A 24,804-nucleotide genomic window follows, 5' to 3' on the forward strand; every position below is an offset into this window, starting at 1 on the left:
TCCACCGGGCCGCCGTTGCGCGCCGCCATCTGCTCGGGCGAGAGCCCCCGGCCCAGGCCGTCGCGGATGAGGGCGAGCGCCTCGGCCGCGGCGGGCTCGTCGGCGTCTATCCCGCGCCTTGACGAGACGAGGACCGAGTCCGCGCACAGCTGCGCGGCGCGGGCGTCGTAGAAGACGTGCGGGCGGCGCTTGCAGCCGACCGCACGGTACCGCCCGCACCCGTTGCAGCAGCGCGGCCACGCGGCCAGGCGCGGGCATGCCGCAGACAGGTCGGCGGAGGCGTCCACGCGCTCGCCGCGCCTCTCCCTCGGCGCGGTCACGAACCTGTGCGACGCCACCTCCGAGCACACCGTCGAGGGCGACCTGCCCAGCTCCCTCGCGATCTGCCTGCACGAGGCCCCTCGCTCCAGCATCCTCTGGACCGTGTCCCGCTCGTGCCTGGTGAGCCTGCCGTAGGCCCTCGGGGCCGCCTTCCCGGCCCCCTTCTTCCTCTTTCCGGACATGCCGTCCTCCGATCTCCCGGGGCCGGCCGGTCCGGCCCTCAGGGTATCGGATTCCCATATTCATCCGTACATGTACGGATGAATATGGGAGGTGTTCGGATGAAGTTGCCAATCAAGGGTACCTTTGTGGTGGTTTTCCAGTTTGCCAACGATATACGCGCCGGCAAAAAAGTCTGCTATACTCTTTCCCGCTGTCCCCATCGTCTAGCGGCCAAGGACGCCACCCTTTCAAGGTGGATATCGCGGGTTCGAATCCCGCTGGGGGCACCACAGAATCTGTGAAGCCCGTTACCAATTCGGTAGCGGGCTTTTTGCTACCCATACGCCGGGATTCGAACCCCGAAGGCATAAAATCACACTGTCATCCAAGGGCCCGTGGACAAAAAATAGCAAATATGAGTACTGTTACCAATTTAGTAACAGCGATTTCATGCCATCAGAAGGCGATTTGGACACAAGGCGTCCTACGGCGGAGGAATTGCAGGCATTTATCAGCTAAGTACTTGGACATATGTTGCGTAACACTGCATATTTTGCAAAAAGATAATGCTACAGGGCTTGTGACAGTACTCATATTTGACGTTTTTTGCCCACGACCCCTTATTGTGTGGGCGAATCAGTTGCAAAGCGGGATCCAAAGCGTCCTTCGCAAACAAATAGCCGGGGCCCGCGCGATGCGGACCCCGGCTCAATACCGTGACGATATGTCAGTTACGCTCTACACGTAGAACAGGATGTCGTCGTAGGTCGGGACCGGCCAGTAGTCGGCGGCCACGATCTCCTCCATGGCGTCCACGGCGGCACGCAGCGTATCCATAGCGGGAACGACCTCGTGCGCGTACACGTTGGCCTGCTCCTGGCCATCGAGAGCCTCGGCCTTCTGATGTACGGCGTCGAGCGCCTTGATGGAGTCGTTGATGGCGGTGATGCCGTTGCAGAGCTTGTTGAGCGTGTTCTGCTCGCACTGCATGGCAGCATCGGCGCCGGCGGCACGGATAGCCTCAAGGCCCTTAGCGACCTTGGTGGCATAGGCGGTAATGACCGGGCGATAGGTACGACGCGCCTCGCGAACCATCGTGGTAGCCTCGATGTTCATGAGCTTGTTGTACTTCTCGAGCTTGCAGTCATAGCGGCACTGGGCCTCGGCCTTGGTCAGGACACCCGTCTCCTCAAAGAGCGCGATGGCCTTATCGGAAACAAAGGCAGGCAGTGCGTCGGCCGTGGTCTTGTTGTTGGCAAGGCCGCGCTTCTCGGCCTCGACGGGCCACGCGTCGGAGTAGCCGTCGCCGGAGAACAGGATGCGCTGGTGATCGGTCAGGACCTTCTTGCAGTACTCGAGCGCAGCGTCCTGGAATTTGTCCTCGGGCGTGCCCTCAAGTGCATCGGCAAAGGACTTGAGCGACTTGGCCACGGCAGCATCGAGCACCAGGTTGGAGTCGGAGACGTTCTGCTCGGAGCCGCAGGCACGGAACTCAAACTTGTTGCCGGTGAAAGCGAACGGGGAGGTGCGGTTGCGGTCGGTGTTGTCCTGCATCAGCTTGGGCAGGGTGTCGGCGCCCAGGTCGAGCACGCCGCGCGTGGCGTGGACGGAAGCCTTGCCGTCGATGATCTTCTCGACGACCTCGGTAAGCTGGTCGCCCAGGAAGATGGACATAATCGCCGGAGGAGCCTCGTTGGCGCCCAGACGGTGGTCATTGCCGGCCGAAGCGACGGAAGCGCGCAGGAGCTCCTGATAGTTGTCGACGGCCTCGATCACCGCGGTGAGGAAGACGATGAACTGCAGGTTGTCGAGCGGGGTGTCGCCCGGATCGAGCAGGTTCTCGGACTCGGTGCCGAGCGACCAGTTGTTGTGCTTGCCCGAACCGTTGATGCCCTCGAACGGCTTCTCATGCAGCAGGCAGACCAGATCGTGGCGGGAGGCGATGAGCTTCATCTTCTCCATCATGACCAGGTTCTGGTCGATGGCCTCGTTGACCTCGCCATAGACGGGGGCGAGCTCATGCTGGCAGGGGGCAACCTCGTTGTGCTTAGTCTTGGCGGGGATGCCGAGCGCCCACAGCTCGTTGTCCAGGTCCTTCATATAGGACGAGACGGTGGGGCGGATTGCGCCAAAGTAGTGCTCCTCGAGCTCCTGGCCCTTGCAGGGAGCGGCGCCAAAGAGCGTGCGGCCGGTGATGACCAGGTCCTTGCGCTTGCGGTAGGCATCCTTCTTGATCAGGAAGTACTCCTGCTCGTCACCCACGGAAGGAACGACCTTCTTGGGGGTCTTGCCAAAGAGTGCCAGTACACGCTTGGACTCACGCGAGAGCGCGGTCATGGAGCGCAGCAGCGGGGTCTTCTTGTCCAGGGCCTCGCCCGTGTAGGAGCAGAAAGCCGTGGGGATGCACAGGACGTCGTCCTTGATAAAAGCAGGGCTGGTGGGATCCCAGGCGGTGTAGCCACGGGCCTCGAAGGTGGCACGCAGACCGCCGTTGGGGAAGCTGGAGGCATCGGGCTCGCCCTGGATGAGGTTCTTGCCCGTAAACTTGGTAATGGCGGTGCCGTCGTGGTTGGGCTCGAGGAAGCTGTCGTGCTTCTCGGAAGTAATGCCCGAAAGCGGCTGGAACCAGTGCGCGTAGTGCGTGGCGCCCTTGGAGATGGCCCAGACCTTCATGGCGTGGGCAACGGCGTTGGCCACATCCAGGTCGAGCGGCTCACCGTCCTCGAGGGTTGCAGCAAGGCGCTTCCAAATGTCCTTGGGGAGGTAGTCCTTCATGACTTCCTCAGAGAACACCATGGTCCCGAAGCGGTCAGTAAGATCGGCCATACGGAACTCCCTTCGTATCGGCACCGCGTGAGATGCGGTGTTGATTACTAACGAACGAGTCATAGCTTAGACTCGCCGTGTTTCCGCGACATTACCGTTATGTTGCTGTCGCGAAACCAATCAATGAGGTTACCGCATCACAGCGGCACTGCCGCCCTTAATGGCCAATCAACTGTATAAATTGCAGACCTCTCCCCATGATTTAAGGGCAGTCAATTTGGGACAGGGCTTTCTTAACTGGTATTTCGCATCAGATACCATTCAATATAGCCCTTTCCTACATTGACCGCTCTGCTATAGGCAATGCCGATAGCAAGGCATCTTTGATTGGTATCCCTAAATCGCGAGTAAAACTCCACCGTGGCACAGCGGTGCTGTAGAATCCTTACAACACATCGCACCCAGGCATCTAAAGGAGCACGATATGCGCGTCGACGAGGTTTTTAAGCAGGCAGCATCCCAGGGCACCACGTCCGTTTCGTTTGAGATGTTCCCGCCCAAGGGTGAGCTTACCCTCGATACGGCTCGCGAGGTGGCAGGCAACCTGTGCAAGCTTTCACCGAGCTTTGTCTCGGTCACTTGTTCCGCTGGCGGCTCGGGTAACGGTGCCACCACCGCCCCCATCGCACATATGATTACGAGCGAATTCGATACGCCCTCGGTAGCGCACCTCACCTGCGTTGGCCGCACACATGCCGATATCGCCGCCAAGATTGACGAGTATCGCTCGGCCGGCGTTGAAAACATCCTGGCCCTGCGCGGCGACCTGCCCGCTGGCGCGACCGAGGACGACAAGCCCGCCTCCGACTACGCCTACGCCCGTGACCTCATCCCCGAGCTCGTCGACGCCGGCTTTTGCGTGGGCGCCGCAGCCTACCCCGAGGGCCACATTGCCTGCGAGGATCTCAACCTCTCGGTCGAGCACCTCAAGCAAAAGCAAGACGCCGGCGCGAGCTTCTTTGTGACGCAGCTCTTCTTTGATAACGAGTGCTTCTATCGCTTCCGCGAGCTTGCCGACAAGGCCGGCATCACCGTGCCTATTACCGCGGGCATCATGCCGTTTATGGGCAAGTCGCAGATCAGCCGCATGGTCTTTATGTGCGGCGCGTCGCTGCCCTCCCCCGTCATCAAGATCCTCGCCAAATACGAGAACGACCCCGAGAGCCTGCAGGCAGCCGGTGTAGATTATGCCGCCCGCCAGCTTTGCGACCTCAAGGAGCACGGCGCCGACGGTCTGCACCTGTACACTATGAACCGTCCTGCAATCGCCGCGACCATTATGGAGCGTCTGGGGTAATGGAAAAACCGCACATCGATACAACCGTTGTTAAAGTGCCGGCCGACCTTGCGTCGCCGGCGCTTTACCGTATCGACGCTGCCCACCATCCTCGTGTCGACCGTGCCGAGATGCTGCGGTATCTGGGCTACGGCGGCCAGCAGATTGAGCCCGAGCTAGCGCAGCGTATTGAGCTTGTCGTTGAGCGTCTGGAGCTGGACATTGAGCCCCGTGGCGTGCGCCGCATATTTGCCATCGATGCCACGGGCGTCGATGAACAGGGCGAGCCCTGCATTCGCTTAGTCGGCACCAACGTTGAACTGCGCGGTCGCGATATCTATCGCCACCTCAAAGACGCCCGCTTTGCCGCACTCATGGCATGCACCCTCGGCATGGACGCCGAACGCCGTCTGCGCACCACGGGAGCTCAGCAGCCCCTAGAGGGAGCCGTGCTCGACGCCGCATGCTCCGCCTACGTGGAGGCCGCCGTCGAGCAAATGGACCAGCAAGTCAAGGCTGCGGCCGCTGCACACGGACTCGCCGGTAACTGGCGCTTCAGTCCCGGCTATGGCGACTGTCCGCTCTCGGCCCAGCGCTCGATCGTGGCTGCACTCAACGCCACGCGCCTCATTGGACTTACCGTCACCCCCACCAGCCTGCTCATGCCCACCAAGAGCGTGACCGCGGTGATCGGCCTGTTTGACGGCGAAGTCCACGACGCCCAGAGCCGCCCCACCTGCAATATCTGCCGCATGCGCGAGCACTGCCGCTTCCGCGCCGCCCACACCACCTGCTATTCCAGCCATTAGGAGCCCCCGATGTTTACTCCGCTTATCACTCATGATCTGGACGGTGCCGCGCTGGCGGCACCCGTTGATGCTGCCCGCCGCAGCGGCGATGCATACAAGACGCGCACGATCGACGACCTTCGCATTAAGGATGACCGCCTGCGCGCCGCCATCGAGGGCACGGGACACCTGCTGTTCGACGGCGGCATGGGCACCATGCTGCAGGCGGCCGGCATGAAGGCCGGCGCCCTGCCCGAACTGCTCAACTTTGAGGAGCCCCAGGTCATCACCGATATTCAGCGTCAGTACGTCGAGGCTGGCTGTGACGTGATCACCGCCAACACCTTTGGCGCCAACGCCCACAAGCTCGACGGCGCCGCCACCGTGGCAGACGTCTTTGCCGCGGCAGTCACCTGCGCCCGCGCGGCCGGCGCCCACTACGTCGCCGGCGATATCGGCCCCATCGGCGCGCTGCTTCGCCCCTTGGGTACCCTCAGCTTCGACGAGGCCTATGACCTCTTTGCCGAGGAAGTGCGCGCCGGCGTCGCCGCGGGTGTGGACCTCTTTATTATAGAGACCATGACCGACCTTGCCGAGATCAAGGCGGCCGTCCTCGCCTGCCGCGAGAACTCCGACCTGCCCGTCTTTGCCACCATGACCTTTGAGGAAGACGGTCGCACCTTCCTGGGCACGAGTCCCGAGGTTGCCGCCATCACGCTCGATGCCATCGGCGCCGATGTCCTGGGCATCAACTGCAGCCAGGGCCCGGCCGAGCTCCGAGAACTCGCCGCGCGTATGCTCACCGTTACGGACAAGCCCGTTATGGTGCAGGCCAATGCGGGACTGCCCCGCGTGGACGATGACGGCAATACCGTCTTTGATATCCAGGCACCCGAATACGCCGAGGCCGTCGCCGGCATGATTGAGGACGGCGTGAGCGTCGTGGGCGGCTGCTGCGGCACCACGCCGACGCACATGGCGGCACTTCGCACCCTCATCGTCAACCACACGCCCAGCCCGCGCCACCGCAAGCCCAGCATGTCGGTCACAAGCGCCCAGACGGTCGTGGACCTTCCCTGCGACGGCCACAAGATCGCCGTCATCGGCGAGCGCATCAATCCCACCGGCAAAAAGCGCCTGCAGCAGGCCCTGCGCGACGGCGATCTGGACTACGTCGTAAGTCAGGGCATCAGCCAGCAAGAACAGGGCGCCGATATCCTGGACGTTAACGTGGGCCTGCCCGAGATCGACGAGGTCAAGATTATCCAGCAGGCCACCGAGCAGCTCCAGGGCTCCACGCTCCTGCCGCTGCAGATCGACTCCACCGATCCCGCCGCTGTCGAGGCCGCCGTACGCCGCTACGCCGGCAAGCCCATCATCAACTCGGTCAACGGCAAGCAGCAGATCATGGATGAGATCTTTCCGCTGGTCGCCCACTATGGAACCAACGTCGTCGGCCTCACGCTCGACGAAGGCGGCATCCCCGATACCGCCGAGGCTCGCTTCGCCATCGCCGAGCGCATCGTGGCCGAGGCCGCCCGCTACGGCATCGGCCCGGACCGCATCCTCATCGACTGCCTGGTCATGACCGCCTCGACCAATCAACGCCAAGCCGAACAGATCCTGCGCGCCATGTCCCTGTGCAAGGAGCATCTGGGCGTCAAATGCGCGCTTGGCGTGTCGAATATCAGCTTTGGCTTGCCCGCCCGCCCGCTGCTGGGCTCGGTCTTTTTGGCCGCCGCCTTCGGCGCGGGCCTGGACGCCCCCATCATGAACCCGGGTTCCAAGCGCTTTATGGACACCGTCTACAGCTATCGCGTGCTGAGCGTTGAGGACGAGGGCTCGACCGGATACATCGAGCGCTACGCCGGCTGGACCGATCCCTATAAGATCGCCGCAAACCCGGCAGCCGCCCAGGCCGCCTCGAGCGACGCCGCGCCCGCTGCCGGCGCCTCCGGCACCGACGGCAACGACGACCCCATCCGTCGCATGGTCGTCTCGGGCCGCAAGGGCGAGATCGCGGCCGAGACCGAGCGCCTGCTGGCCGACCACGACGCCATGGACCTCATCAATAACCACTTTATCCCCGCCCTCGACGAGGTCGGCGTCCTCTTTGACCAGGGAAAGTTCTTCTTGCCGCAGCTTATGGCATCGGCAGAGGCGGCACGCATGGGTTTTGACACCATCAAGCGCCTGATGCCCGCCGACGAGATTGCCGACAAGGGCAAGATCTGCGTGGCCACCGTCAAGGGCGATATCCACGACATCGGTAAGAACATCGTCAAGATGCTGCTCGATAACTACGGCTACACCGTCTTTGACCTTGGCCGCGACGTCGATCCGCAAGAGGTGCTCAAGACCGTACGGGAGCGTGACATCAAGCTCGTCGGCCTCTCGGCGCTTATGACTACCACCGTCGTGGCCATGGAAGAGACCATCAAGCTGCTTCATGCCGAGGTGCCGGGCGTCAAGATCATCGTAGGCGGCGCCGTACTCACCCCCGAATACGCCAAGCAGATCGGCGCGGACTACTACGCCAAGGACGCCGCCGAGAGCGCTCGTATCGCCGAAGAGGTCTTTGGGCAGTAACACAACGGAAACAACCAAGCACCAAAACGTGCCGCACGCGCCACTTGGCACGTGCGGCACGTTAGAATAGAAAAGACTATGCTCGTTTTGGCAGATAGGAGCGCAAGGATGGCGATCACGCCCGCAGAAATCGCGGAAACCCGCGGCATGGTTGAGGAGCAGAACCTCGACATCAGGACCATCACCATGGGTGTTTCGCTCATGGGTTGCGGTGACGAGAACCTCGACCGCATGTGCACGAAGATCTACGACCACGTGACGCACACGGCTGAGCATCTGGTCGAGACCGCCGAGAACCTCGAGCGCGAGTACGGTATCCCCATCGTCAACAAGCGCGTCTCCGTCACCCCGGTGGCGCAGATCGCCGCGTGCTGCAAGGATGAGGACCTCACCCCCATCGCGCATGCCCTCGACCGCGCGGCAGAGACGCTCGGCATCGATTACCTGGGTGGCTTCTCCGCACTCGTCCAGAAGGGCATCGGCGACGCCGATCGCCGCGTCATCCAGTCCATCCCCCAGGCGCTCGCTACCACGAGCCGAGTCTGCTCCAGTGTCAACGTCGCTAGCCTGCGCGCCGGCATCAACATGAACGCCGTGCTTATGGCCGCCCAGACCATCATCGATGCCGCTAAACTCACGGCCGACCAGGATTCCGTCGGCGCTTCCAAGTTTGTCTGCTTTGCCAACATGGTCGAGGACTCCCCGTTTATGGCGGGCGCCGTCCACGGCGGTGGCGAGGCCGACGCCGTCATCAACGTAGGCGTCTCGGGCCCCGGCGTTATGGCCGCAGCCCTGGAGACGCTGCCCGATTCCGCATCGATGATGGAAGTCGCCGAGAAGATTAAGCAGACCGCCTTTAAGATCACCCGTGCCGGTGAGCTCATGAGCCGCGAGGCCGCCCATCGCCTGGGTGTCGAGAAGGGCATTGTCGACCTGTCGCTGGCTCCCACGCCTGCCATCGGCGACTCCGTCGCACGCATCCTCGAGATCATCGGCGTGGGCACCTGTGGTGGCCCGGGCACGACCTGCGCGCTCGCCATGCTCAACGATGCCGTCAAGAAGGGCGGCGTCATGGCCAGCTCCAGCGTGGGCGGTCTCTCCGGCGCCTTTATCCCCGTATCCGAGGACGCCGGCATGATCGCCGCCGTCGAGGCCGGTGCACTTTCGCTCGAGAAGCTCGAGGCCATGACCTGCGTGTGCTCCGTTGGCCTGGACATGATCGCCATCCCCGGCGACACCCCGGTCGAGACCATCGCCGGCATCATCGCCGACGAGATGGCTATCGGCGTCATCAACAACAAGACCACGGCCGTCCGCGTGATTCCCGCCATCGGCAAGGGCGTGGGCGACTGCGTCGAGTACGGCGGCCTGTTCGGCCGTGCGCCCATCATGCCGGTGAACCCCAACGCCGGCACCGTGCTTGCCCACCGTGGTGGACGCTTCCCGGCACCGCTGAACTCGCTCAAGAACTAGCCCAGGGATACGAGGCGAGGAACCCCGGGAAGGGCAAATATATAAGGTCGCCTGCTCGGACAGTCCTGACTCGCACGGAGAGCACATTAAGTGCTCTCCGGCTCGTGCGGAACTCGCGATCGACCTTATATATTTGCCCTTCCCGGGGTTCCCGCACATCTCAACCTTGGCTGAGTTCTGTCCCATGTTGCAGTTGCTTCGCTCCTGCACCACATGGTTGATACGGCGGTTTGGCGTTGGATCGGTTCTTTCTGATATATGCTGGTTGCGGCTCTTCTTTTGGGAGGAGTCGCTTTTTTGTTGTGAGGGGGATGGCCCGTGGCTGATGATTTGATTCGCTCTGAGCTTCTTTCTGCTGATTGGAATGGCGAATGGATGCGCCTGCAGGCTGGTCGGCGGCGGGCTGATGATTCTTTTGAGTGGGATAAGCGGGCTCGGCATTTTCGGCCGCTTGAGACTGCTCCGTATGCCCGGGATTTTATAAAGCTGTTGGCGTTAAAGCCTGGCGAGTCGGTGCTTGATATGGGGTGTGGGGCTGGGTCGATTGCCATTCCGCTTGCTCAGGCTGGGCATCCTGTGATTGCTGCTGACTTTTCCCCTGCTATGTTGGGCACGCTTGATGCTGGCATTGAGTACTATGGACTCGAGGATCGCATTACACCGCTTGAACTTGCTTGGGATGATGACTGGGATTTGGTTGGACCGGTCGCGAAAGCGGTAGATGTTGCCTTTGCCAGTCGTTCTGTCACCACGACCAACCTAAAAGGCGCGCTTGCCAAGCTTGATCGAACGGCTCGTCGGCGTTGTGCTGTCACGATGGTCGCCAACTCCAGCCCGCGCTATGACCTGCACCTGATGAACGCCATCGGTGCCTCGGTTACCTGCAGTAATGGCTTTGTGTATGCCTTTAATATCCTCATTCAGATGGGGGCGCTGCCGCAGGTTACATACTTCGAATCGCCCCGTCGCGATACTTTCGATAGCCTTGAGGCGGGCGTGGCGGACTTCTCCCGCATGCTCGAGCACGGTAACGAGGATAAGATCGACCGTCTGCGCGACTACGTCGCTCAGCATATGATTGAGAATCCCCGTGCTGGCGAGCCGGGGTCCAAAGGAGTGCCGCAGGGACGCTATATGCTCGACCATATCCGCAAGGTCCGTTGGGCGTTTATTGCATGGGAGCCGGTCTCTTCGAGCCGTCCATAGACCGCTTTCGGCCGTCGTACACGTCCGCCTGTAACCCGCGCCGTTCTCCCGCTCGGCATCCGCATTCTTTTTGAACTGGGCAAACACGCCCCACACCGCGCCGTTCCTGCGCTATCGTGGGACAGCTCACGTAGATTAAGGCCCCATCGCGGGGCGCCCCATAACATAGAAAGCGAGAACCCATGGCACTGACAGGAGCCCAGGTCAAGCAGCTTCGCAGCATGGCCCATCACCTCAACCCCGCCATCATCATCGGCAAGTCCGACATCAACGAGGGCACCGTCGAGCAGACGGTCGCCTACCTGGAGAAGCACGAGCTCGTTAAGTGCTCCGTACTCGATGGTTCCAGCCTTTCTGCCCGCGAGGCCGCCGAAGATCTCGCCGATCGCTGCCACGCCGAGGTCGTCCAGGTCATCGGCCGCAAGTTCTCGCTGTATCGCGAGTCCTCGCGCAAGGACATCGAGAAGATCAAGCTCGTCTAAGAGCCAATGATCCGGCGAGCCAACACATAGCAAGCTTACGGGTGCCCAAGTACTTCGGGCGCCCGTTTTTTATCGCTCGACCAGCACGCGATTGAGCCGCCCCTCCACCAAGCGCTCGTACAGACGCCGCGTCTCGGGCTCGGGCACGCCATTGACCTGCTCCCTTAGATGGTGCATATGCCCGCTGTACAGCTCGACGATATCGCGCCGCCGCCCCGCCGCACTGTAGACGCGCATGGCGCAGCGCACCATATCCTCACGCGCTGTTTCCTGCCGAAGCCCCGACTCCGCCAGCCAAATCGCCGACTGCAGATCGTTTTCTTCTAGAGCGGCATTTGCTCCCTTAATCATGCAATCGATGTACTTTGACTGCATAATGCGTCGCATACGCAAAAAGTAGGTGGGGTTACAGCCATTGGGAACATACAGCGGTCCGGCATAAAGCTGCTCAATCTTAAGGCACAGTTCAACTAAATGGGGCCCGCGCGCACCCGTGCGATTTCCCAAAACCTCGCGGCTTATCTGGTCAAACAGCCGTACATCGGTCTTGACGTAGTCGCCGTTGAGTCCGATGCATTCATTTTGGATGAGCACACACGACTTGCCATCCGGCGTCGGTCCCAAAGCCGACCGCAAGCGCGATATAGTCGAGTACAGGTTGTTGCGGGCGCTATTGAACTCGGCATGGGGCCACAGCTCCATGGCCAGCGTCTCACGATCGACGAGCGCATCCATGCCCAGCGCAAGCCGCTCGGCAAGTGTCGCCGCCTTCTTGCGCCGCCACATTTTGTCCGTGATGGGAAACCCATCGCGCTCGGCGCGAAACGCACCAAACATGCGAATCTCGATATGGTCGATGGTATCAACGGCTTCAACCTCGCCGGCCTGGAACAGGCGCTCGCCCTCCCCTTCCAGATCGTCGCGCAGCGAATACCGCGATAACTCGCGCACGGGAAGCTTCTTGCGAATCCTGGTCGCCGGCTCGCCCAGACAATGCATGGCAAGGCGCGCAAAGAGCCGATACGATGGCTCCAGAATCCCCGCACGATTCATGGACATCCAGGCCGCAAGATCGCTGTCTCGGCCCGCACAGGCCAAATGCAGCGCCACCATCCAGGCCTCCGCTCCACCAACCTGCGTCTGGCTTATATCGAGCAACTCCGCTTCCTCGCGCACCGAAACCATCGAGGTGTTACGCAGATACGCCGCGCGCTCCAGCAGCAATGCGTTATCGCGCATGTACGCAATCGACTCCTCGGCAAGTTTGAGCACTTGGACCGCACGAAACTTTGCATTAACCGGCCGTCCCTCTGCCAGCGACTGCCAGCCTTCTAGCAACAGGCCAAACAGCTGAATCTGGTTGTCGCGCATGCGCACGGCAAAACGATCGAGCTCGTTGAATGCCGCGTCGTCGGTTACCGGCAGGCCGGAAAGGAGCCGCCGTGCCGCCAACACCATGCGCACCCAGATAGCCATCGCCTTAAGCCCACGTACGTCGAGCGCCTCCCGCACCACCGTCATCTCGTCGTCGCGCTCGTCGGTTCCCGCAAACGACCCGTCAAAAAGCTCCACCAGCATGCTATCGGCCCGTATAACAATCCCCGCGATGTCGAGCTCACAGTCGTAGGCCTTGCTCGTTTTGAGCTGCTGTAGAACGCCGCCGTCATCTCCCCGCTCGGTCAGGCAGCGCTTGACCTCGATATGTGCGGACAACATATCGAGTGCGGTATGGGATGTCTCGATTTCTGGCACGGCCAGGTTCGTAGGAAGCCCAAGCCCGTTGTCCCCATAGCAAACAGCCGTCAGTGTCTGGGCCACCCTCCATGAAACAGGGTCTATTTCGCAGGCCGCCCGTTCGCCCCCGCGCTCGATGACCGATGCCATATAGCGAGCGAGCTTTGTATTGGACACGCTGACCGCTGCCAGATATACGCCAAGCGCCTCGGCAGGCGTTGGCTCTGGAGCCGGATCCTCGGCATCGATCGTGCCCAGCGCTGCTCGGCAGATATCGGCCCCGTGCCCCGTCAGAGCCAGATCGACCCCATACTGCCCAGCAAGTTCAAGGACCGCATCACGGTCCAAAAAGGCGTCCGCCAGGCCCATCGCCGCATCGCATCTACCCGCCTTAAGCAAAATCCGGGCCGCCCTCGGAACAAGTTCGGGGCGAACCTCGGCCACCAACTTACGCAAGCGCAAGCGTCCGTTATCCTCCGTGCCCAGACACGTAAAACTCCGCTCGGCGGGGTCCAAGCCAAAGATCGGGTAGTCGCGTACAAAGTAGGACTGGTCGACCATCGACAGCCTCACCCCGCAAGCCTCGAGTTCTGCGATATTGCCCTCGCCCATCAAAATCATGAGACATGCCACGCAAAACAGCGCATTATTGTCGAGCGAAGCCAGATCGACAAGTGCCGCGCCATATACGTTGACAATCTCGTTTTCGAGCAGACCGGCTACGTCGCCTTGGCCATACAGACCCGTCTGCAATGCCGAAACGAGCTCGGGCACGCCCTGCGTGAGCTGATAAAAGTCGAGCGATGTGCTGATCGAAAACGCCGATGCCCACGCCGAATACTCATAGGCATGCACCTTGAGCATCTGCGCATTGATCTTAACCGAATCGCCCAGCCCATGAATCAGTTGACGATTTGAAGGACGGCAGGAGATAAAGACCCCTACCCCCATAGCGCGCAGGCCGCGAATCCTGTCGATAAGGTCTTCGGTATCGTGCTGATCGAGGTTTGGCACATTATCAATCGCGATAAGGGAGTGCGGTTTGTCTTTGAGTTCTTCGGTAACCACCTCGAGCTGCATAAACACCTCGCGCCCAATGGCGCGATCGGCCTCGATAATCCGCACGGGGCCTCGCGTCGGGTCGCATTTAACCTCATGGGTGTACTGCAGCAGCACCGAGGTCTTCCCAAACCCGTCGGGCGCATAAAGAACCACGATGCCGGCCTTTCGGCCCTTGGCGAGAAGCTCATTCATCAAGCGTTCGCGTCGCACCATATAGCCACCGCCCAGCGGCATCAGCTCGAGGTCGTCTATACTGCTCAAATCGTTTACCATGCCCGCTCCTCAACTCGACCGTATGGACACTGTAACCGCAAGACCATACAAGCCGCGCCATGAATAGAGCGACCTTGTGTTCTAGGTTGTCTTTTGGTACGCAAGCGGCAAGCTTTTGTACAGCGAGGGCCGATTGTTATTAATCCCCCGACTAATCGGTCTTTAAGCAGGTAAATGGCTTGTCAGCTTGTCCCATCTAAGCGGCAGTGTAACGCAGATGAACAAGGTTCAGCCATGTCATTCAACTCGCCTAGCACCCGCTACCGTCTACGACCTTTTAGTGGCATTTTTGCATAGAATCTGGTATGGAATGAATCAAGCTGTTGGGCATCCGGCATTCGTCAAGCTTGCGACAAGATTTTGGTCAAGCGGGCGGAAAGGGATAGCAAAAAGGCCCCCGCAAAGCGGAGGCCTTAGGCAAGGCTATGTCGAGATGCAGGATTCGCGCTACTCGCAGAGCGAAAGGGCGGCCTCGTCGGCAACGACAACGCAGTTGGTGTGCAGCTGCAGGATCGAAGCCGGGCACGCGGGCGTAACCGGACCATAGCACATGTCATGCACGGCCTGAGCCTTGGCCTCGCCGTTGGCGACGACCAAGATCATGCGGGCATACATGATGGTCTGGGTACCCATGGTGTAGGCCTGACGGGGAACGTCGTCGATGCTGTCGAACAGGCGGCTGTTGGCCTGAATGGTGCTCTCGGTGAGGTCGACGCAGTGCGTGCCCTTGGAGAAGTGGTCATCGGGCTCGTTGAAGCCGATGTGGCCGTTGTTGCCAATGCCGAGCAGCTGCAGATCCGGGTAACCGGCGGCGGCGACGATCTTGTCGTACTCAGAGCAGGCAGCGGCGGCGTCGGGGTTGGAACCGTCGGGCACATGCGTGTTGTTCAGGTCGATGTTGATGTGATCGAAGAAGTTCTCACGCATAAAGTAGTGATAGCTCTGGGGATCGTCGTGCGAAAGGCCGCGATACTCGTCCAGGTTGTAGGTGCTGACCTCGGCAAAGTCGACGTCGCCCTTCTCGTACCAAGCAGCGAGCTGCTTGTAGGCACCGATCGGGGTGGAGCCAGTGGCAAGGCCCAGCACACAGTCGGGCTTGAGGATAACCTGCGCCGAGATAATATTGGCGGCCTTGCGGCTCATATCCTCGTAGTCTTTAGCTTTAATGATCTTCATTACGCGTCCTTTCTCGTACAAGAGAGGCAAGGCTCCCCTTACAAGCACTTGCCCGCGGCCCGCGTCGGCCGCAACCAACGTGTGCGGCCACCAGGGCGAGGTCGCGTAATGTATGTGTCTCGTGTCTAGCCGCGTCGAGGCCCCTGCCCGTCCACGGTGACCCGAAGCCTTTTAGCTTCGGACAAACCCCATCTTGCCACGGAGGGCGTCCTCTTTCAAGTGCGCCCTCCGTAAACGTGTTTGAATTGTAGGCTAATGGCCACGTGCACTTGCTAGCGCTCGCGAGCAACGATGAGCTGGTCCATCTCTTCGACATGCACGCCAACGGAGCCCTTGATGCTCGAGAACTCAACGGAGTTGCACACTAAGATGGGAACCGTCACATCGTAGCCCTCAGCAGCAATTGCCTCGCGATCGAACTCAATGAGCACATCGCCCTTATGGACGATGTCACCCACTTGCGCATGTACGGTAAAGTGCTTGCCCTCAAGCTGAACAGTGTCCAAACCAACGTGGATGAGCACGTCCAAGCCATCGACCGTGTTAAGCGCAACAGCGTGTCCCGTGGGAAAAATGGCCTCGACCTTGGCATCAGCCGGTGCAATCACACGCGTGCCGGTAGGCTGAATCGCCACGCCCTGGCCCAAAAGCCCGGTGGCAAATGTCTGGTCGTTTACCTCGGACAACGGAATGACGTCGCCCGAGATGGGAGCATCCAGCGTAAGGACTCGACCACGCATACCAAAAGACCTTAGGACTTTAGTGAACATGCTCCCCCTCGGACATACCAATCGACCAAAATAGCCTTAACAGTTTACCACTTGGCACTCGTTTTTGACCATTAGGGAAGTTCGCGCTTGACAACCTCGACGATGTCGTCAACAACGCGCTGGGTCAGCTCGTGCGTCTCGGCCTCGGCCATAACGCGGACCAGCGGCTCGGTACCGCTCGGGCGCACCAGAATGCGGCCGCGGCCGTCAAGCTCCTTCTCGGCAGCAGCGACGGCATCCCAGATGGGCTGGCAATCGTCCAGACCAGCCTTGTTGTCGGAATGCACGTTGACGAGTACCTGCGGGTACTTCTTCATGATGCCGGCAAGATCGGTGAGGGTGCGACCGGTGCGCTTAAGCACGGCCAGCAGCTGAAGAGCCGTCACCAGGCCGTCACCGGTGGTGTTGTGCTCCAGGAAGATGATGTGGCCGGACTGTTCGCCGCCGATGACGGCACCGTCCGCAAGCATACGCTCCAAAACGTAGCGGTCGCCCACAGCGGTCTGAACCATCTCGAAGCCCTGCTCCTTCATAGCGATGGAGAAGCCAAGGTTGCACATGACGGTCGAGACGATCTCGGAGTTGGCGAGCTTGCCGCGGGCGGCGAGGTCAGAACCGCAGATAGCCAGGATGTAGTCGCCGTCGATCTCATTGCCCTCGCTGTCCACGAACAGTACGCGGTCGGCGTCGCCGTCGTGGGCCAGACCGATGTCAGCATGGGTGCGCAGCACGAGCTCGCGCAGGGGCTCGAGGTGCGTAGAGCCGCACTCGACATTGATGTCGGTGCCGCAGTAATCGGTGTTGATGGCATGGACCGTGGCACCCAGGCGCTGCAGCGCGGCAGGCGTGGTCTGGCAGGAAGCACCGTGACCGCAGTCGACGGCAACCACCAGGCCATCGAGCCTCAGGCCATCAAGCGTATCGATGGCGTGGTCGACGTATGCCTTGCGAGCGTCCTTCATCTTGATGATGTGGCCCACGCCGGCACCGGTCGGCAGCGTGTCGGCAGCCATGGCTTCCTCGGACATGACCCAGGCGCTGATCTCTTCCTCGACCGCATCGGGAAGCTTCATGCCCTTGCGGCTAAAGAACTTGATGCCGTTGAACTCCGGCGGATTATGCGAAGCAGAGATGACGATGCCGCCGTCGAGCTCATTCTGGACGGTGAGCAGCGCCACGGCAGGCGTGGGGATGACGCCGCAGCAGTGCGGACGACCGCCCTCGGCCATGATGCCGGCGGTCAGAGCGCTCTCGAGCATAGTACCCGAAAGACGCGTGTCGCGGCCGACGCAGATATCCGGACCAAGGAACTTGGTCGCCGCGCGGCCCAGGCGAAACGCGAGGTCGCACGAAAGGTCGGCATTGGCGACGCCACGGACGCCGTCGGTACCGAAGATGTTCTGGGGCATAGGATCGCTCCTTCCCTAGCAGGCGATATGCAACCGCCCACCCTAGTCGAAAAAGAAAAGCGGGACCCGCCGAGGAATCGGCAGGCCCCGCTTGTACATTGTATCTCGAAAGGAGATAAAACCTTAGCGCTTGGAGAACTGGGGAGCGCGGCGGGCCTTCTTGAGGCCGTACTTCTTGCGCTCGACCACGCGAGCATCGCGCATAAGGAAACCGGCCTTCTTGAGGTCAGCACGGTAGTCGCCAGCGTTCAGAAGAGCGCGGGCGATGCCCAGGCGCAGAGCGCCGGACTGACCGGAGATGCCGCCGCCATCGCACAGAGCGATGACGTCGAACTGACCGGCGGTGTCGGTCACCTTGAAGGGAGCAAGGGCGTTCTCAACGAGCTGATGACGGCCGAAATACTGCTCGGCGTCACGCTTGTTGATGGTCACCTTGCCGGTGCCGGGGACGAGACGGACGCGGGCGACGGCGTTCTTACGACGGCCGGTACCCTGGTAGACAACGGTGTTCTCAGCCATCTTTAAGCCTCCAGCTCAATCTTCGTGGGGTTCTGGGCAGCGTGCGGATGCTCGGCACCAGCGTAGACCTTAAGCTTGGTCATCTGGGCACGGCCGAGGGTGGTCTTGGGCAGCATACCGCGAACGGCGCGCTCGATGACCTTCTCCGGGTGCTTCTCCATAGCCTGGCGGAAGCTCTCAGCCTTGAGGCCGCCGTTGTAGCCGCTGTGGCGATAATAGGTCTTCGTGTCGGCCTTGTTACCGGTAAGCTGGACCTTATCGGCGTTGATGACGACAACGAAGTCGCCGCAGTCGCTGTTGGGCGTGAACTGGGGCTTGTTCTTACCGCGCAGGATCATTGCGATCTGGGTGGCAAGACGGCCCAGGACAGCACCATCGGCGTCGACGAGAACCCAGTTGCGCTGGACCTCGCCCTGCTTGGCGTAGTGAGTCGATTTCGAAATCACTTAGACTCCTCCATGTACAGTACGTGTTGTTACAGAGATTCACGGGGCTCTGCAAGTAACCCGTCCATATTACCCCGCTCGCCGTACGAGTCAACAGGTATTTTGGCTCCGACCAGAGTTTCTGCACATGTCATCCACGAGCCGTGACGTTGCAGCGCTAGCGCTCGACAAATGCCTCGATATCTCCCAGCAAGCGCTTTGCCTCCTGGCGGCCCTGGATATACAGGTCGAGAAGCTTGGCCGGATCATGCTCGACATGGCCGACCTCGACCGGCTTTTGCGGAGCGATGACCAGCGCGCGGCCCTCGCGCTCATACTTCCACAGGTGCATGCGCTGGAGGTTATAGCGGTCGTGGCGCGTCTCGATAGCCTCGAGCAGGTAGGGGTAGTCGGCATAGCGGGCGCGCGCGGCAGGCATAAACTCGTAGGGCTTTTTCTCGTACGAGCGGTCCTGCGTGACAATGACAACCGCGCGCTCGAAGCCGGCCTCCTCCAGCACATGCTCGATAGGAACCGAATCGGCTACGCCGCCGTCGACGTATTTGTGCCCGTCAATCTCGACCGGCGGCGTCACCAGCGGCAACGAGGTCGAGGCACGCACGCAATCGATATCGAGCATGGCGTTTTTGACGGGCAGGTAGGCAGCGGTGCCGAATAACATGTCCGTCGCGACAGCATACATTTCGATGGGGCTCGCGTCGAAGGTCTCGTTATCGAAGGGGTCTAGGCGATCCTGCACGTCGTTGAAAATAAAGTCGTAGCCGACGATGGAACCCGTGGACGCAAACGATGCGGCGCCCATGAAGCGGTTGTCGTTGCAGAAAGCCAGGTTGATGCGGTTGGCACGGCCGATCTGGTGCGACTTGTAGTTCACGCCGTTGAGAGCGCCGGCCGATACGCCATATACCGCCGGAATCTCGACACCGGCCTCCATGAGGACGTCGAGCACGCCCGCGGTAAACTGCCCGCGAAAACTACCGCCCTCCAGGACGAGCGCGACCTTGCCAGCATTTTTCGCCTTATCTTCTATAGTCATGATGACCTCCTACCGTTGCGTTTTGGCTTTCTTCTACCCAGTTTTGCAGAGGAGAGCGCGCAGGTTTTGGAGTTGAGAAGGACGGGGCGGTCGGCGGGAAAGCGCGTCCCGGTCTCAGAGCAAATTCCGGGTCGCAGTTTCCGCTGAGCCCGCCAACCGGAAAATGAATCCCATTCCGAGCTTAGATTTCGGGATGTAGTTTCCACTTGAGGCGTCATCCGGAAACTACGTCCCAGTCTGAGCGCGGATTCCGGGATGAACTTTCCGCCAACAACCCATTCGGAAAATGCATCCCATTCTGAGCCGATATTCTGGGACACAGTTTCCGTTGGACGACCGCTGGGAAAGCGCGTCCCACTCTGCGTCACTGAGGCTTTTTCTTTACGCTCGCGCCCTGCACAGAGTTCGATTCTCCGCGGTACGGGGCTTGCGTTGAGGCGGGGCATGGGTCGCCGGAGCTAATCGACATCGCATCGATATCTGGCTGGGGCATTGCGCGGAGAATCCGCGTATTTGCTTCGCAAATCCGCACCGGCTTCGGCCGCCTGCCGGCGTCCTCGCCCGCTCGCTACAAACGCTTCGCGTTTGCTTAACGCTCGCGCCCTTCACAGAGTTCGATTCTCCGCGGTACGGACTAGAAATAAACAGACAGGTAGATACGAATATCTACCTGTCTGTTACTTATGGTGGAGGCGCGGAGAATCGAACTCCGGTCCACGAAAGCCCCCTGATTGGCATCTCCAAGCTCAGTCGCTGGTTTTGTCTCGGACGCTTTGCGCGCAGCGACACGCTCGCGACGTCCTAACCGGTTCGATCTTAGCCCGCGCCATACCGATTACGTGCGCAGGAGCATTCCCCTAACATGACGTCGCGCCGGTGTCGGGGAAATCACCGGGTTGACGCGCCGCTATAAATTAAGCAGCGAGAGCCATAGGCTCAAAAGAAGAGTTGTTGTCAATTCAATTTGACGGTACCCCTGTTTAACGAGGCGAGGAGACCTCGGCTTGCTTCCTCTCTCAGAGCTATCGTGTCGAAACCAGTCGCCCCCGAATGTTGGGAAAGTCTGGATGGTATCGGGCCTGCAAACACCCGATAACCGTCGACTTTTCAAGGAACATACGGGGCGAGCCCCGCTTGTGGAGTGTTATCTTACCACGTTCTGAAAGCGGACAGCTGTTCTATGCACGAGCTGTGAAGACCCCAATGTGCGCCGCACTTCGCACTTTTGCTACCGATCGCGTCACGTATATTTTCGCCAAGCAAAATTGACCCGTCGAAAGGACCGTTATGGATACCAAGCAGCAACTCGTCAATGCCCTCGCAGGCCTGGGCTCAACCATTACCGAAGCTATGGATGTCATCGAAGGCTTTGTCCCCTGCGGACATCCCGCCCTCACGGTATCGAACGCACTCGTCGCGCTGGACGCTGCCGATGATGCCGCTCTTGCCCAGCAGCTTGAGACCGTCGAGGGCTTTATCGACCACGTGAGCGAGAACCGTGGCGTGACCGCCTACCACGGCATCGAGGTCGAGCTCGCGGGCCCCAAAGCCGATCTGCTCGCAGCAATCCGCGAGGTAGGTGCCCTCATGCAGACCGCAGGCGTCAAGAACACCCAGGTCAACGAGTGGGTCTACCGCAGCCTGGCAGCACTCGACAGCTCCGACGAAAAGGCAGCCGAACAGCTCGCAGAAAGTCCCGCCATTAAGGCCGAGCTTTTGTAAATAGCAGGCGCGGGTCCCTTGGCGCATCGTCGTCCAAGAGGCCCGCAAACAGTTCGCGTCAACCGATAGCCGCGCCGCCGCGTTCGGCCAAAGTAAGAATCGGCATCATTTGACGAGGTGTCTTTGCTGCAAGATCGGCATGTTCGAGCAGTTTGCGATCGTTAGTTACCAAGTAATCTGCCCCAGCGCGTCTGCATGCCGCCAACACCAAATTATCCTCGTAATCATGATGAAGCGTTAGATACTTATCGGCCAACCACAAATCGGATGCGTCTGCGCCCACGGCGGTGGCGCTTTCGGTCATATTTCGAACAAACGCCAGCGCCGCATCGCCTATCGCTCGTGCCGATGCTTCGTCGACCGAGCCTTTTTTAGCAATAACCCTGCGCTTGAGCTCGTGCTGGACAACATACAGTACATCCTTGGCGATATGCACCGGAAAGAGCAACGTTGCGCCAGATTCCGCAGCCCGTCCGATAAACGCACGCGCGGCAAGCGACTCGGCATGGTCGACGCAAAATGAATCAACCCATACGTTGGCGTCCACCATGATCTTGAGGGGAGCCCCGCTCACAGGATCATCCCCTTTTGGCGATAGCGCTCGTCCATGGCTTCGGAATAGATTGTGTCCCAATCGCGATCGTCGGATACGGGCGACGTAGCAATGCCCAGGTCCGCGTAAAGCCGGTCTGCCGCTGCCCACGACGCGGCGAACGGAGTATCGGGCACGACGGCCTGTTGCCGGTCGTCGACGGCCGCAAGCACTTCCTCGCACTGCCCGCCACCCTGCGCGACCTTGGCCACCACCTTTTTGATGAGCTCGGGCAGTGAGGCGCCCGAAAGCCGCAACGCTTCCTCCGCATGGTCCTTGACCTGACGATCGACGCGAACATTCACCTGCGCCATGCTGCCAACAGCACCCATCTCAACCTCACCTTCGACTTCTGCTATCTTTGCTAGCATCACTATATATTGCTGCTAGCACATGGTCAAACGCAAAAGGCCTGCATTCCGACAGATGCAACACCGTCCAAATGCAGGCCATAAACTCAAGTAAAAGCGCTAGCGCAGATATGCCTTCGCGTTGCTCAGGCTGTAGGCAATCGTCGAGCCATTGTGCAGCAGCGACGACGCCTGCGGGGTAATCGCGCCGGTAATGCCCAGCGCCAGGAGCGCTGAGTTGGTGAGCATCACCTTAGAATAGGAGCTCGTCAAACGATCAACGAGGCCCTGGCTCATGCGGCGCAGGCGCACGATCGCGGCCAGATCCGTGTCGGTCAGGATGATGTCTGCGACCTCCTTGGCAATGTCGCTTCCGCCACCCATCGCCAGGCCCACGTCAGCCAAACCGAGTGCCGGCGAATCGTTAACGCCGTCGCCCACCATGGCAACGTGGCGCCCCTCGCCCTTAATGCGCTTTACATACGCGTACTTGTCCTCGGGCAGCAGCTCGGCCTTAAACTCGTCAACCCCTGCCTCTCGCGCAATGCGCTCGGCCGTGCGCTCGGAATCGCCCGTGAGCATAACGACATGCTTGACGCCCAGCGCATGCAGGTCGGCGATGGCCTCGCGGACCCCGGGCTTAAGCGGGTCCTCGATACCGAGCACGCCCACAACGGTGCCGTCGACCGCCAGATACAGCGGCGACAGGGCCTGCATCTGGGACTCGATTTGCTCCTTAATGTCGGAATCGAGCTGCGCGCTCTCGTCCTCAAACACAAAGTGTGCCGAGCCGATGATGGCGCGACGCCCTTCGATGGACGAAGCGATGCCGTGCGCCACGATGTACTCGACGGCAGCATGGCGCTCGCGGTGCTCGAGCCCGCGCTCACGTGCCGCATTGACCACGGCACGCGCCACCGGATGCGGAAAATGTTCCTCCAAGCAAGCGGAAAGGCGCAGGATCTCGTCCTCGCTCCAGCCATCGGTGGTGAGCACACAGGTAAGACGCGGCTGCGCCTCGGTGAGCGTGCCGGTCTTATCAAAGACAATGGTATCGGCCTTGGCAAACGACTCAAAGTACTTCGCGCCCTTGACCATGACGCCCATCTTGGCAGCATCGCTCATAGCGGTCATGACGGCAACGGAACCCGTGAGCTTGAGTGCGCACGAGTAGTCGACCATCAGCGCCGCCGAGGTCTTGATGAGGCTTCGCGTGGTGAACGCAACCAAGCCCGCGAGCAGGAAGTTCCACGGGACGATCTTGTTGGCGAGGTCTTCCATGTGCGACTGGCCCTCGGACTTGAGCGAGTCGGCCGCCTGCACGAGCGAAACGATTGAGCGGAGCTTGGTCTGAGCCGTGTTGGCGCGCACGCGCACCAAGATGCTACCGTCTTCCACGACGGTTCCGGCGAACACGTCGTCGCCTTCGCTGCGCTCGACGGCAAGCGGCTCGCCGGTCAGGGTCGCCTGGTTGACCATAGCGCTCCCCTGCTCAACAACACCATCGATACAAATGGACATGCCAGTACGCACGGCGACCAGATCGCCGGGCTCAAGCTCGGTGGCGGGAACGCTCACCTCGGTGTCGCCGACAACCTTTTGCGCCTTGTCGGGCACGTCGAGCAGCGAGTTGATGAGCTCGTTTTCGCTCATGGCGCGGGTGTAGTCCTCGAGCAGCTCGCCCACGTTGAGCAGGAACATCGTCTGGCCCGCGGTGTCGACGTCGCGTTTGACGAACGAAATGCCGATGGCCGAAGCGTCGAGCACAGGAACGGTCAGGCGTGGCTGCGCCAGCTCATGAAGGGCGGCGCGCAAAAAGGTCATGTAACCGGCTACGACAAACACCGCACGCAGGGGCGTGGGCAAAAACCATCGGCGCGCATAGTGGGCGCCGATGAGTGTGGCAAGATCCATAACGAGCTTGTGCTTGCGTGGCTCAAGCTGCATCACGTAACCCGTCTTTGCGTCAGCGATGGCCTGGACATCGAGCGCACCGACGGCGGCCAGCACGGCATCGCGGTGCGGCTCGTCATATTCGAGCGCCATCTGGCCAATACGGCCGTAGACGCGCACTTTGTGCACGCCGTCGATGTCGCCGCCGAGCTTAAGAAGCGCATCGAGATCGCTCTCTGGCACAGGACCCGCCAACTGAAGACGGGTCCTGCCGGGGATCTCGCTGATAATCGAGAATCTCATAGTTTGTGCCTGGGAGTGCTACTCGGCTGCCTTGTCCGCAGCGGCCTCGCTCTGGGTGAGATAGGCAGCCTCGGCAACCATATCGTCGACCTCGGCCTTGGCCTGCTCGACCATGTCCTGGTAGCCATTCTTGATGCGCATGCCGCACGCAATACCCTGCACGCAGGCATTCTTTACCGGAGCGCTGGTGAGCAGCTTGATGCCAGCCGTACCAAGCAGAAAACCGCCACCGACAAGCAGGGTGTTAAACGTCGACTTCTTCATGTTGCTTCTCCCTTTTGCCGCATTGGACGCGGCACGGTGCCTCAGCACCCGAGTAAATAAGTTTGCTCGAGCACACTTTTGGAAAATAGTTTAGTTTATCTAACTATTGAGGTCAACAAAGGTTAACTTTTT

20 protein-coding genes, 1 tRNA gene and 1 other RNA gene are annotated in these 24,804 nt (G+C 60.6%); 8 read left to right on the forward strand and 14 right to left on the reverse strand.

What is annotated here, in order from left to right; genetic code table 11:
• Positions 1 to 503 (reverse strand): helix-turn-helix domain-containing protein (locus tag DW661_RS05630; RefSeq protein ID WP_147356423.1); only part of this gene is annotated, 503 nt, incomplete at its 3' end.
• 193 nt (positions 504 to 696) lie between these two features.
• On the opposite strand from DW661_RS05630, the gene DW661_RS05635 reads away from it, so the two are divergent.
• Positions 697 to 773 (forward strand) — tRNA-Glu (locus tag DW661_RS05635).
• Positions 774 to 1,221: 448 nt separating this feature from the next.
• Here DW661_RS05635 and DW661_RS05640 read toward each other — a convergent pair.
• Positions 1,222 to 3,309: a glutamine synthetase III gene (locus tag DW661_RS05640; RefSeq protein ID WP_118934938.1), complete on the reverse strand. Its 2,088-nt coding sequence runs from the start codon at positions 3,307 to 3,309 to the stop codon at positions 1,222 to 1,224.
• 424 nt (positions 3,310 to 3,733) lie between these two features.
• Between DW661_RS05640 and DW661_RS05645 the strand changes: the two genes are divergently transcribed.
• The 6 genes from DW661_RS05645 (at position 3,734) to DW661_RS05670 (ending at position 11,123) form a co-directional block, all read left to right on the forward strand.
• The gene (locus DW661_RS05645) at positions 3,734 to 4,606 is read left to right on the forward strand and encodes a methylenetetrahydrofolate reductase (protein WP_117786381.1); all 873 of its coding nucleotides are present in this window, start codon (positions 3,734 to 3,736) and stop codon (positions 4,604 to 4,606) included.
• A complete protein-coding gene (locus DW661_RS05650) occupies positions 4,606 to 5,394 on the forward strand; it encodes a hypothetical protein (protein ID WP_117786382.1) in 789 nt (262 codons plus the stop codon). The genes DW661_RS05645 and DW661_RS05650 overlap by 1 nt, the downstream gene beginning before the upstream one ends.
• 9 nt (positions 5,395 to 5,403) lie before the next feature.
• Positions 5,404 to 7,962 carry a homocysteine S-methyltransferase family protein gene (locus DW661_RS05655; RefSeq protein ID WP_199575546.1) on the forward strand — a complete coding sequence of 853 codons (2,559 nt, stop codon included), beginning with the start codon at positions 5,404 to 5,406 and terminating at the stop codon, positions 7,960 to 7,962.
• A gap of 108 nt (positions 7,963 to 8,070) precedes the next feature.
• Positions 8,071 to 9,435: a PFL family protein gene (locus tag DW661_RS05660; protein WP_118934940.1), complete on the forward strand. Its 1,365-nt coding sequence runs from the start codon at positions 8,071 to 8,073 to the stop codon at positions 9,433 to 9,435.
• Between the two features lie 318 nt (positions 9,436 to 9,753).
• Entirely contained in the window at positions 9,754 to 10,641 is an 888-nt protein-coding gene (locus tag DW661_RS05665; protein ID WP_233540615.1) for a methyltransferase domain-containing protein, read from the forward strand.
• A gap of 182 nt (positions 10,642 to 10,823) precedes the next feature.
• The gene (locus DW661_RS05670; RefSeq protein WP_117786383.1) at positions 10,824 to 11,123 is read left to right on the forward strand and encodes a YhbY family RNA-binding protein; all 300 of its coding nucleotides are present in this window, start codon (positions 10,824 to 10,826) and stop codon (positions 11,121 to 11,123) included.
• Positions 11,124 to 11,192: 69 nt separating this feature from the next.
• Here the strand turns inward: DW661_RS05670 and DW661_RS05675 are convergent, their stop codons facing one another.
• The 8 genes from DW661_RS05675 to ssrA form a co-directional block, all read right to left on the reverse strand.
• Positions 11,193 to 14,192 carry a BTAD domain-containing putative transcriptional regulator gene (locus DW661_RS05675; RefSeq protein ID WP_118934942.1) on the reverse strand — a complete coding sequence of 1,000 codons (3,000 nt, stop codon included), beginning with the start codon at positions 14,190 to 14,192 and terminating at the stop codon, positions 11,193 to 11,195.
• A 447-nt stretch (positions 14,193 to 14,639) separates the two neighbouring features.
• Entirely contained in the window at positions 14,640 to 15,368 is a 729-nt protein-coding gene (gene nagB / locus DW661_RS05680; RefSeq protein WP_055251013.1) for a glucosamine-6-phosphate deaminase, read from the reverse strand.
• Positions 15,369 to 15,640: 272 nt separating this feature from the next.
• Positions 15,641 to 16,108, reverse strand: a complete 468-nt coding sequence (locus tag DW661_RS05685) for a PTS glucose transporter subunit IIA (protein WP_306421699.1) — start codon at positions 16,106 to 16,108, stop codon at positions 15,641 to 15,643.
• A 101-nt stretch (positions 16,109 to 16,209) separates the two neighbouring features.
• Positions 16,210 to 17,547 carry a phosphoglucosamine mutase gene (gene glmM / locus DW661_RS05690; protein ID WP_055251011.1) on the reverse strand — a complete coding sequence of 446 codons (1,338 nt, stop codon included), beginning with the start codon at positions 17,545 to 17,547 and terminating at the stop codon, positions 16,210 to 16,212.
• A 123-nt stretch (positions 17,548 to 17,670) separates the two neighbouring features.
• Positions 17,671 to 18,066: a 30S ribosomal protein S9 gene (gene rpsI / locus DW661_RS05695; RefSeq protein ID WP_118934944.1), complete on the reverse strand. Its 396-nt coding sequence runs from the start codon at positions 18,064 to 18,066 to the stop codon at positions 17,671 to 17,673.
• A gap of 2 nt (positions 18,067 to 18,068) precedes the next feature.
• Positions 18,069 to 18,512: a 50S ribosomal protein L13 gene (gene rplM / locus DW661_RS05700; protein ID WP_022094635.1), complete on the reverse strand. Its 444-nt coding sequence runs from the start codon at positions 18,510 to 18,512 to the stop codon at positions 18,069 to 18,071.
• Between the two features lie 157 nt (positions 18,513 to 18,669).
• Positions 18,670 to 19,548 carry a patatin family protein gene (locus DW661_RS05705; RefSeq protein ID WP_118372929.1) on the reverse strand — a complete coding sequence of 293 codons (879 nt, stop codon included), beginning with the start codon at positions 19,546 to 19,548 and terminating at the stop codon, positions 18,670 to 18,672.
• A 684-nt stretch (positions 19,549 to 20,232) separates the two neighbouring features.
• Positions 20,233 to 20,596: a transfer-messenger RNA gene (ssrA, locus tag DW661_RS05710) on the reverse strand.
• A gap of 239 nt (positions 20,597 to 20,835) precedes the next feature.
• Between ssrA and DW661_RS05715 the strand changes: the two genes are divergently transcribed.
• Positions 20,836 to 21,270 (forward strand): hypothetical protein, encoded by a 435-nt coding sequence (locus DW661_RS05715; RefSeq protein WP_118260204.1) that lies wholly within the window; start codon positions 20,836 to 20,838, stop codon positions 21,268 to 21,270.
• A 58-nt stretch (positions 21,271 to 21,328) separates the two neighbouring features.
• Here the strand turns inward: DW661_RS05715 and DW661_RS05720 are convergent, their stop codons facing one another.
• The 4 genes from DW661_RS05720 to DW661_RS05735 form a co-directional block, all read right to left on the reverse strand.
• Complete coding sequence (locus DW661_RS05720) at positions 21,329 to 21,844, reverse strand: PIN domain-containing protein (protein ID WP_118934946.1); 516 nt, start codon at positions 21,842 to 21,844, stop codon at positions 21,329 to 21,331.
• Positions 21,841 to 22,194 (reverse strand): hypothetical protein, encoded by a 354-nt coding sequence (locus DW661_RS05725; protein ID WP_117775974.1) that lies wholly within the window; start codon positions 22,192 to 22,194, stop codon positions 21,841 to 21,843. The genes DW661_RS05720 and DW661_RS05725 overlap by 4 nt, the downstream gene beginning before the upstream one ends.
• Positions 22,195 to 22,332: 138 nt before the next feature.
• Positions 22,333 to 24,348 (reverse strand): heavy metal translocating P-type ATPase, encoded by a 2,016-nt coding sequence (locus DW661_RS05730; protein ID WP_233547460.1) that lies wholly within the window; start codon positions 24,346 to 24,348, stop codon positions 22,333 to 22,335.
• 78 nt (positions 24,349 to 24,426) lie between these two features.
• Positions 24,427 to 24,672, reverse strand: a complete 246-nt coding sequence (locus tag DW661_RS05735; protein ID WP_117640082.1) for a DUF6110 family protein — start codon at positions 24,670 to 24,672, stop codon at positions 24,427 to 24,429.
• Positions 24,673 to 24,804: the final 132 nt, after the last annotated feature.

Source organism: Collinsella sp. AM24-1 (assembly GCF_003470325.1).
Classification (GTDB): domain Bacteria; phylum Actinomycetota; class Coriobacteriia; order Coriobacteriales; family Coriobacteriaceae; genus Collinsella.

Excerpts from the sequence above, each read along its gene's own strand:
- DW661_RS05640 (WP_118934938.1), bottom strand. The coding sequence starts at position 3,309 with ATGGCCGATCTTACTGACCGCTTCGGGACCATGGTGTTCTCTGAGGAA.
- DW661_RS05645 (WP_117786381.1), top strand. The coding sequence starts at position 3,734 with ATGCGCGTCGACGAGGTTTTTAAGCAGGCAGCATCCCAGGGCACCACG.
- DW661_RS05650 (WP_117786382.1), top strand. The coding sequence starts at position 4,606 with ATGGAAAAACCGCACATCGATACAACCGTTGTTAAAGTGCCGGCCGAC.
- DW661_RS05655 (WP_199575546.1), top strand. The coding sequence starts at position 5,404 with ATGTTTACTCCGCTTATCACTCATGATCTGGACGGTGCCGCGCTGGCG.
- DW661_RS05660 (WP_118934940.1), top strand. The coding sequence starts at position 8,071 with ATGGCGATCACGCCCGCAGAAATCGCGGAAACCCGCGGCATGGTTGAG.
- DW661_RS05670 (WP_117786383.1), top strand. The coding sequence starts at position 10,824 with ATGGCACTGACAGGAGCCCAGGTCAAGCAGCTTCGCAGCATGGCCCAT.
- DW661_RS05675 (WP_118934942.1), bottom strand. The coding sequence starts at position 14,192 with ATGGTAAACGATTTGAGCAGTATAGACGACCTCGAGCTGATGCCGCTG.
- nagB (WP_055251013.1), bottom strand. The coding sequence starts at position 15,368 with ATGAAGATCATTAAAGCTAAAGACTACGAGGATATGAGCCGCAAGGCC.
- DW661_RS05685 (WP_306421699.1), bottom strand. The coding sequence starts at position 16,108 with ATGCGTGGTCGAGTCCTTACGCTGGATGCTCCCATCTCGGGCGACGTC.
- glmM (WP_055251011.1), bottom strand. The coding sequence starts at position 17,547 with ATGCCCCAGAACATCTTCGGTACCGACGGCGTCCGTGGCGTCGCCAAT.
- rpsI (WP_118934944.1), bottom strand. The coding sequence starts at position 18,066 with ATGGCTGAGAACACCGTTGTCTACCAGGGTACCGGCCGTCGTAAGAAC.
- DW661_RS05705 (WP_118372929.1), bottom strand. The coding sequence starts at position 19,548 with ATGACTATAGAAGATAAGGCGAAAAATGCTGGCAAGGTCGCGCTCGTC.
- DW661_RS05715 (WP_118260204.1), top strand. The coding sequence starts at position 20,836 with ATGGATACCAAGCAGCAACTCGTCAATGCCCTCGCAGGCCTGGGCTCA.
- DW661_RS05725 (WP_117775974.1), bottom strand. The coding sequence starts at position 22,194 with ATGGGTGCTGTTGGCAGCATGGCGCAGGTGAATGTTCGCGTCGATCGT.
- DW661_RS05735 (WP_117640082.1), bottom strand. The coding sequence starts at position 24,672 with ATGAAGAAGTCGACGTTTAACACCCTGCTTGTCGGTGGCGGTTTTCTG.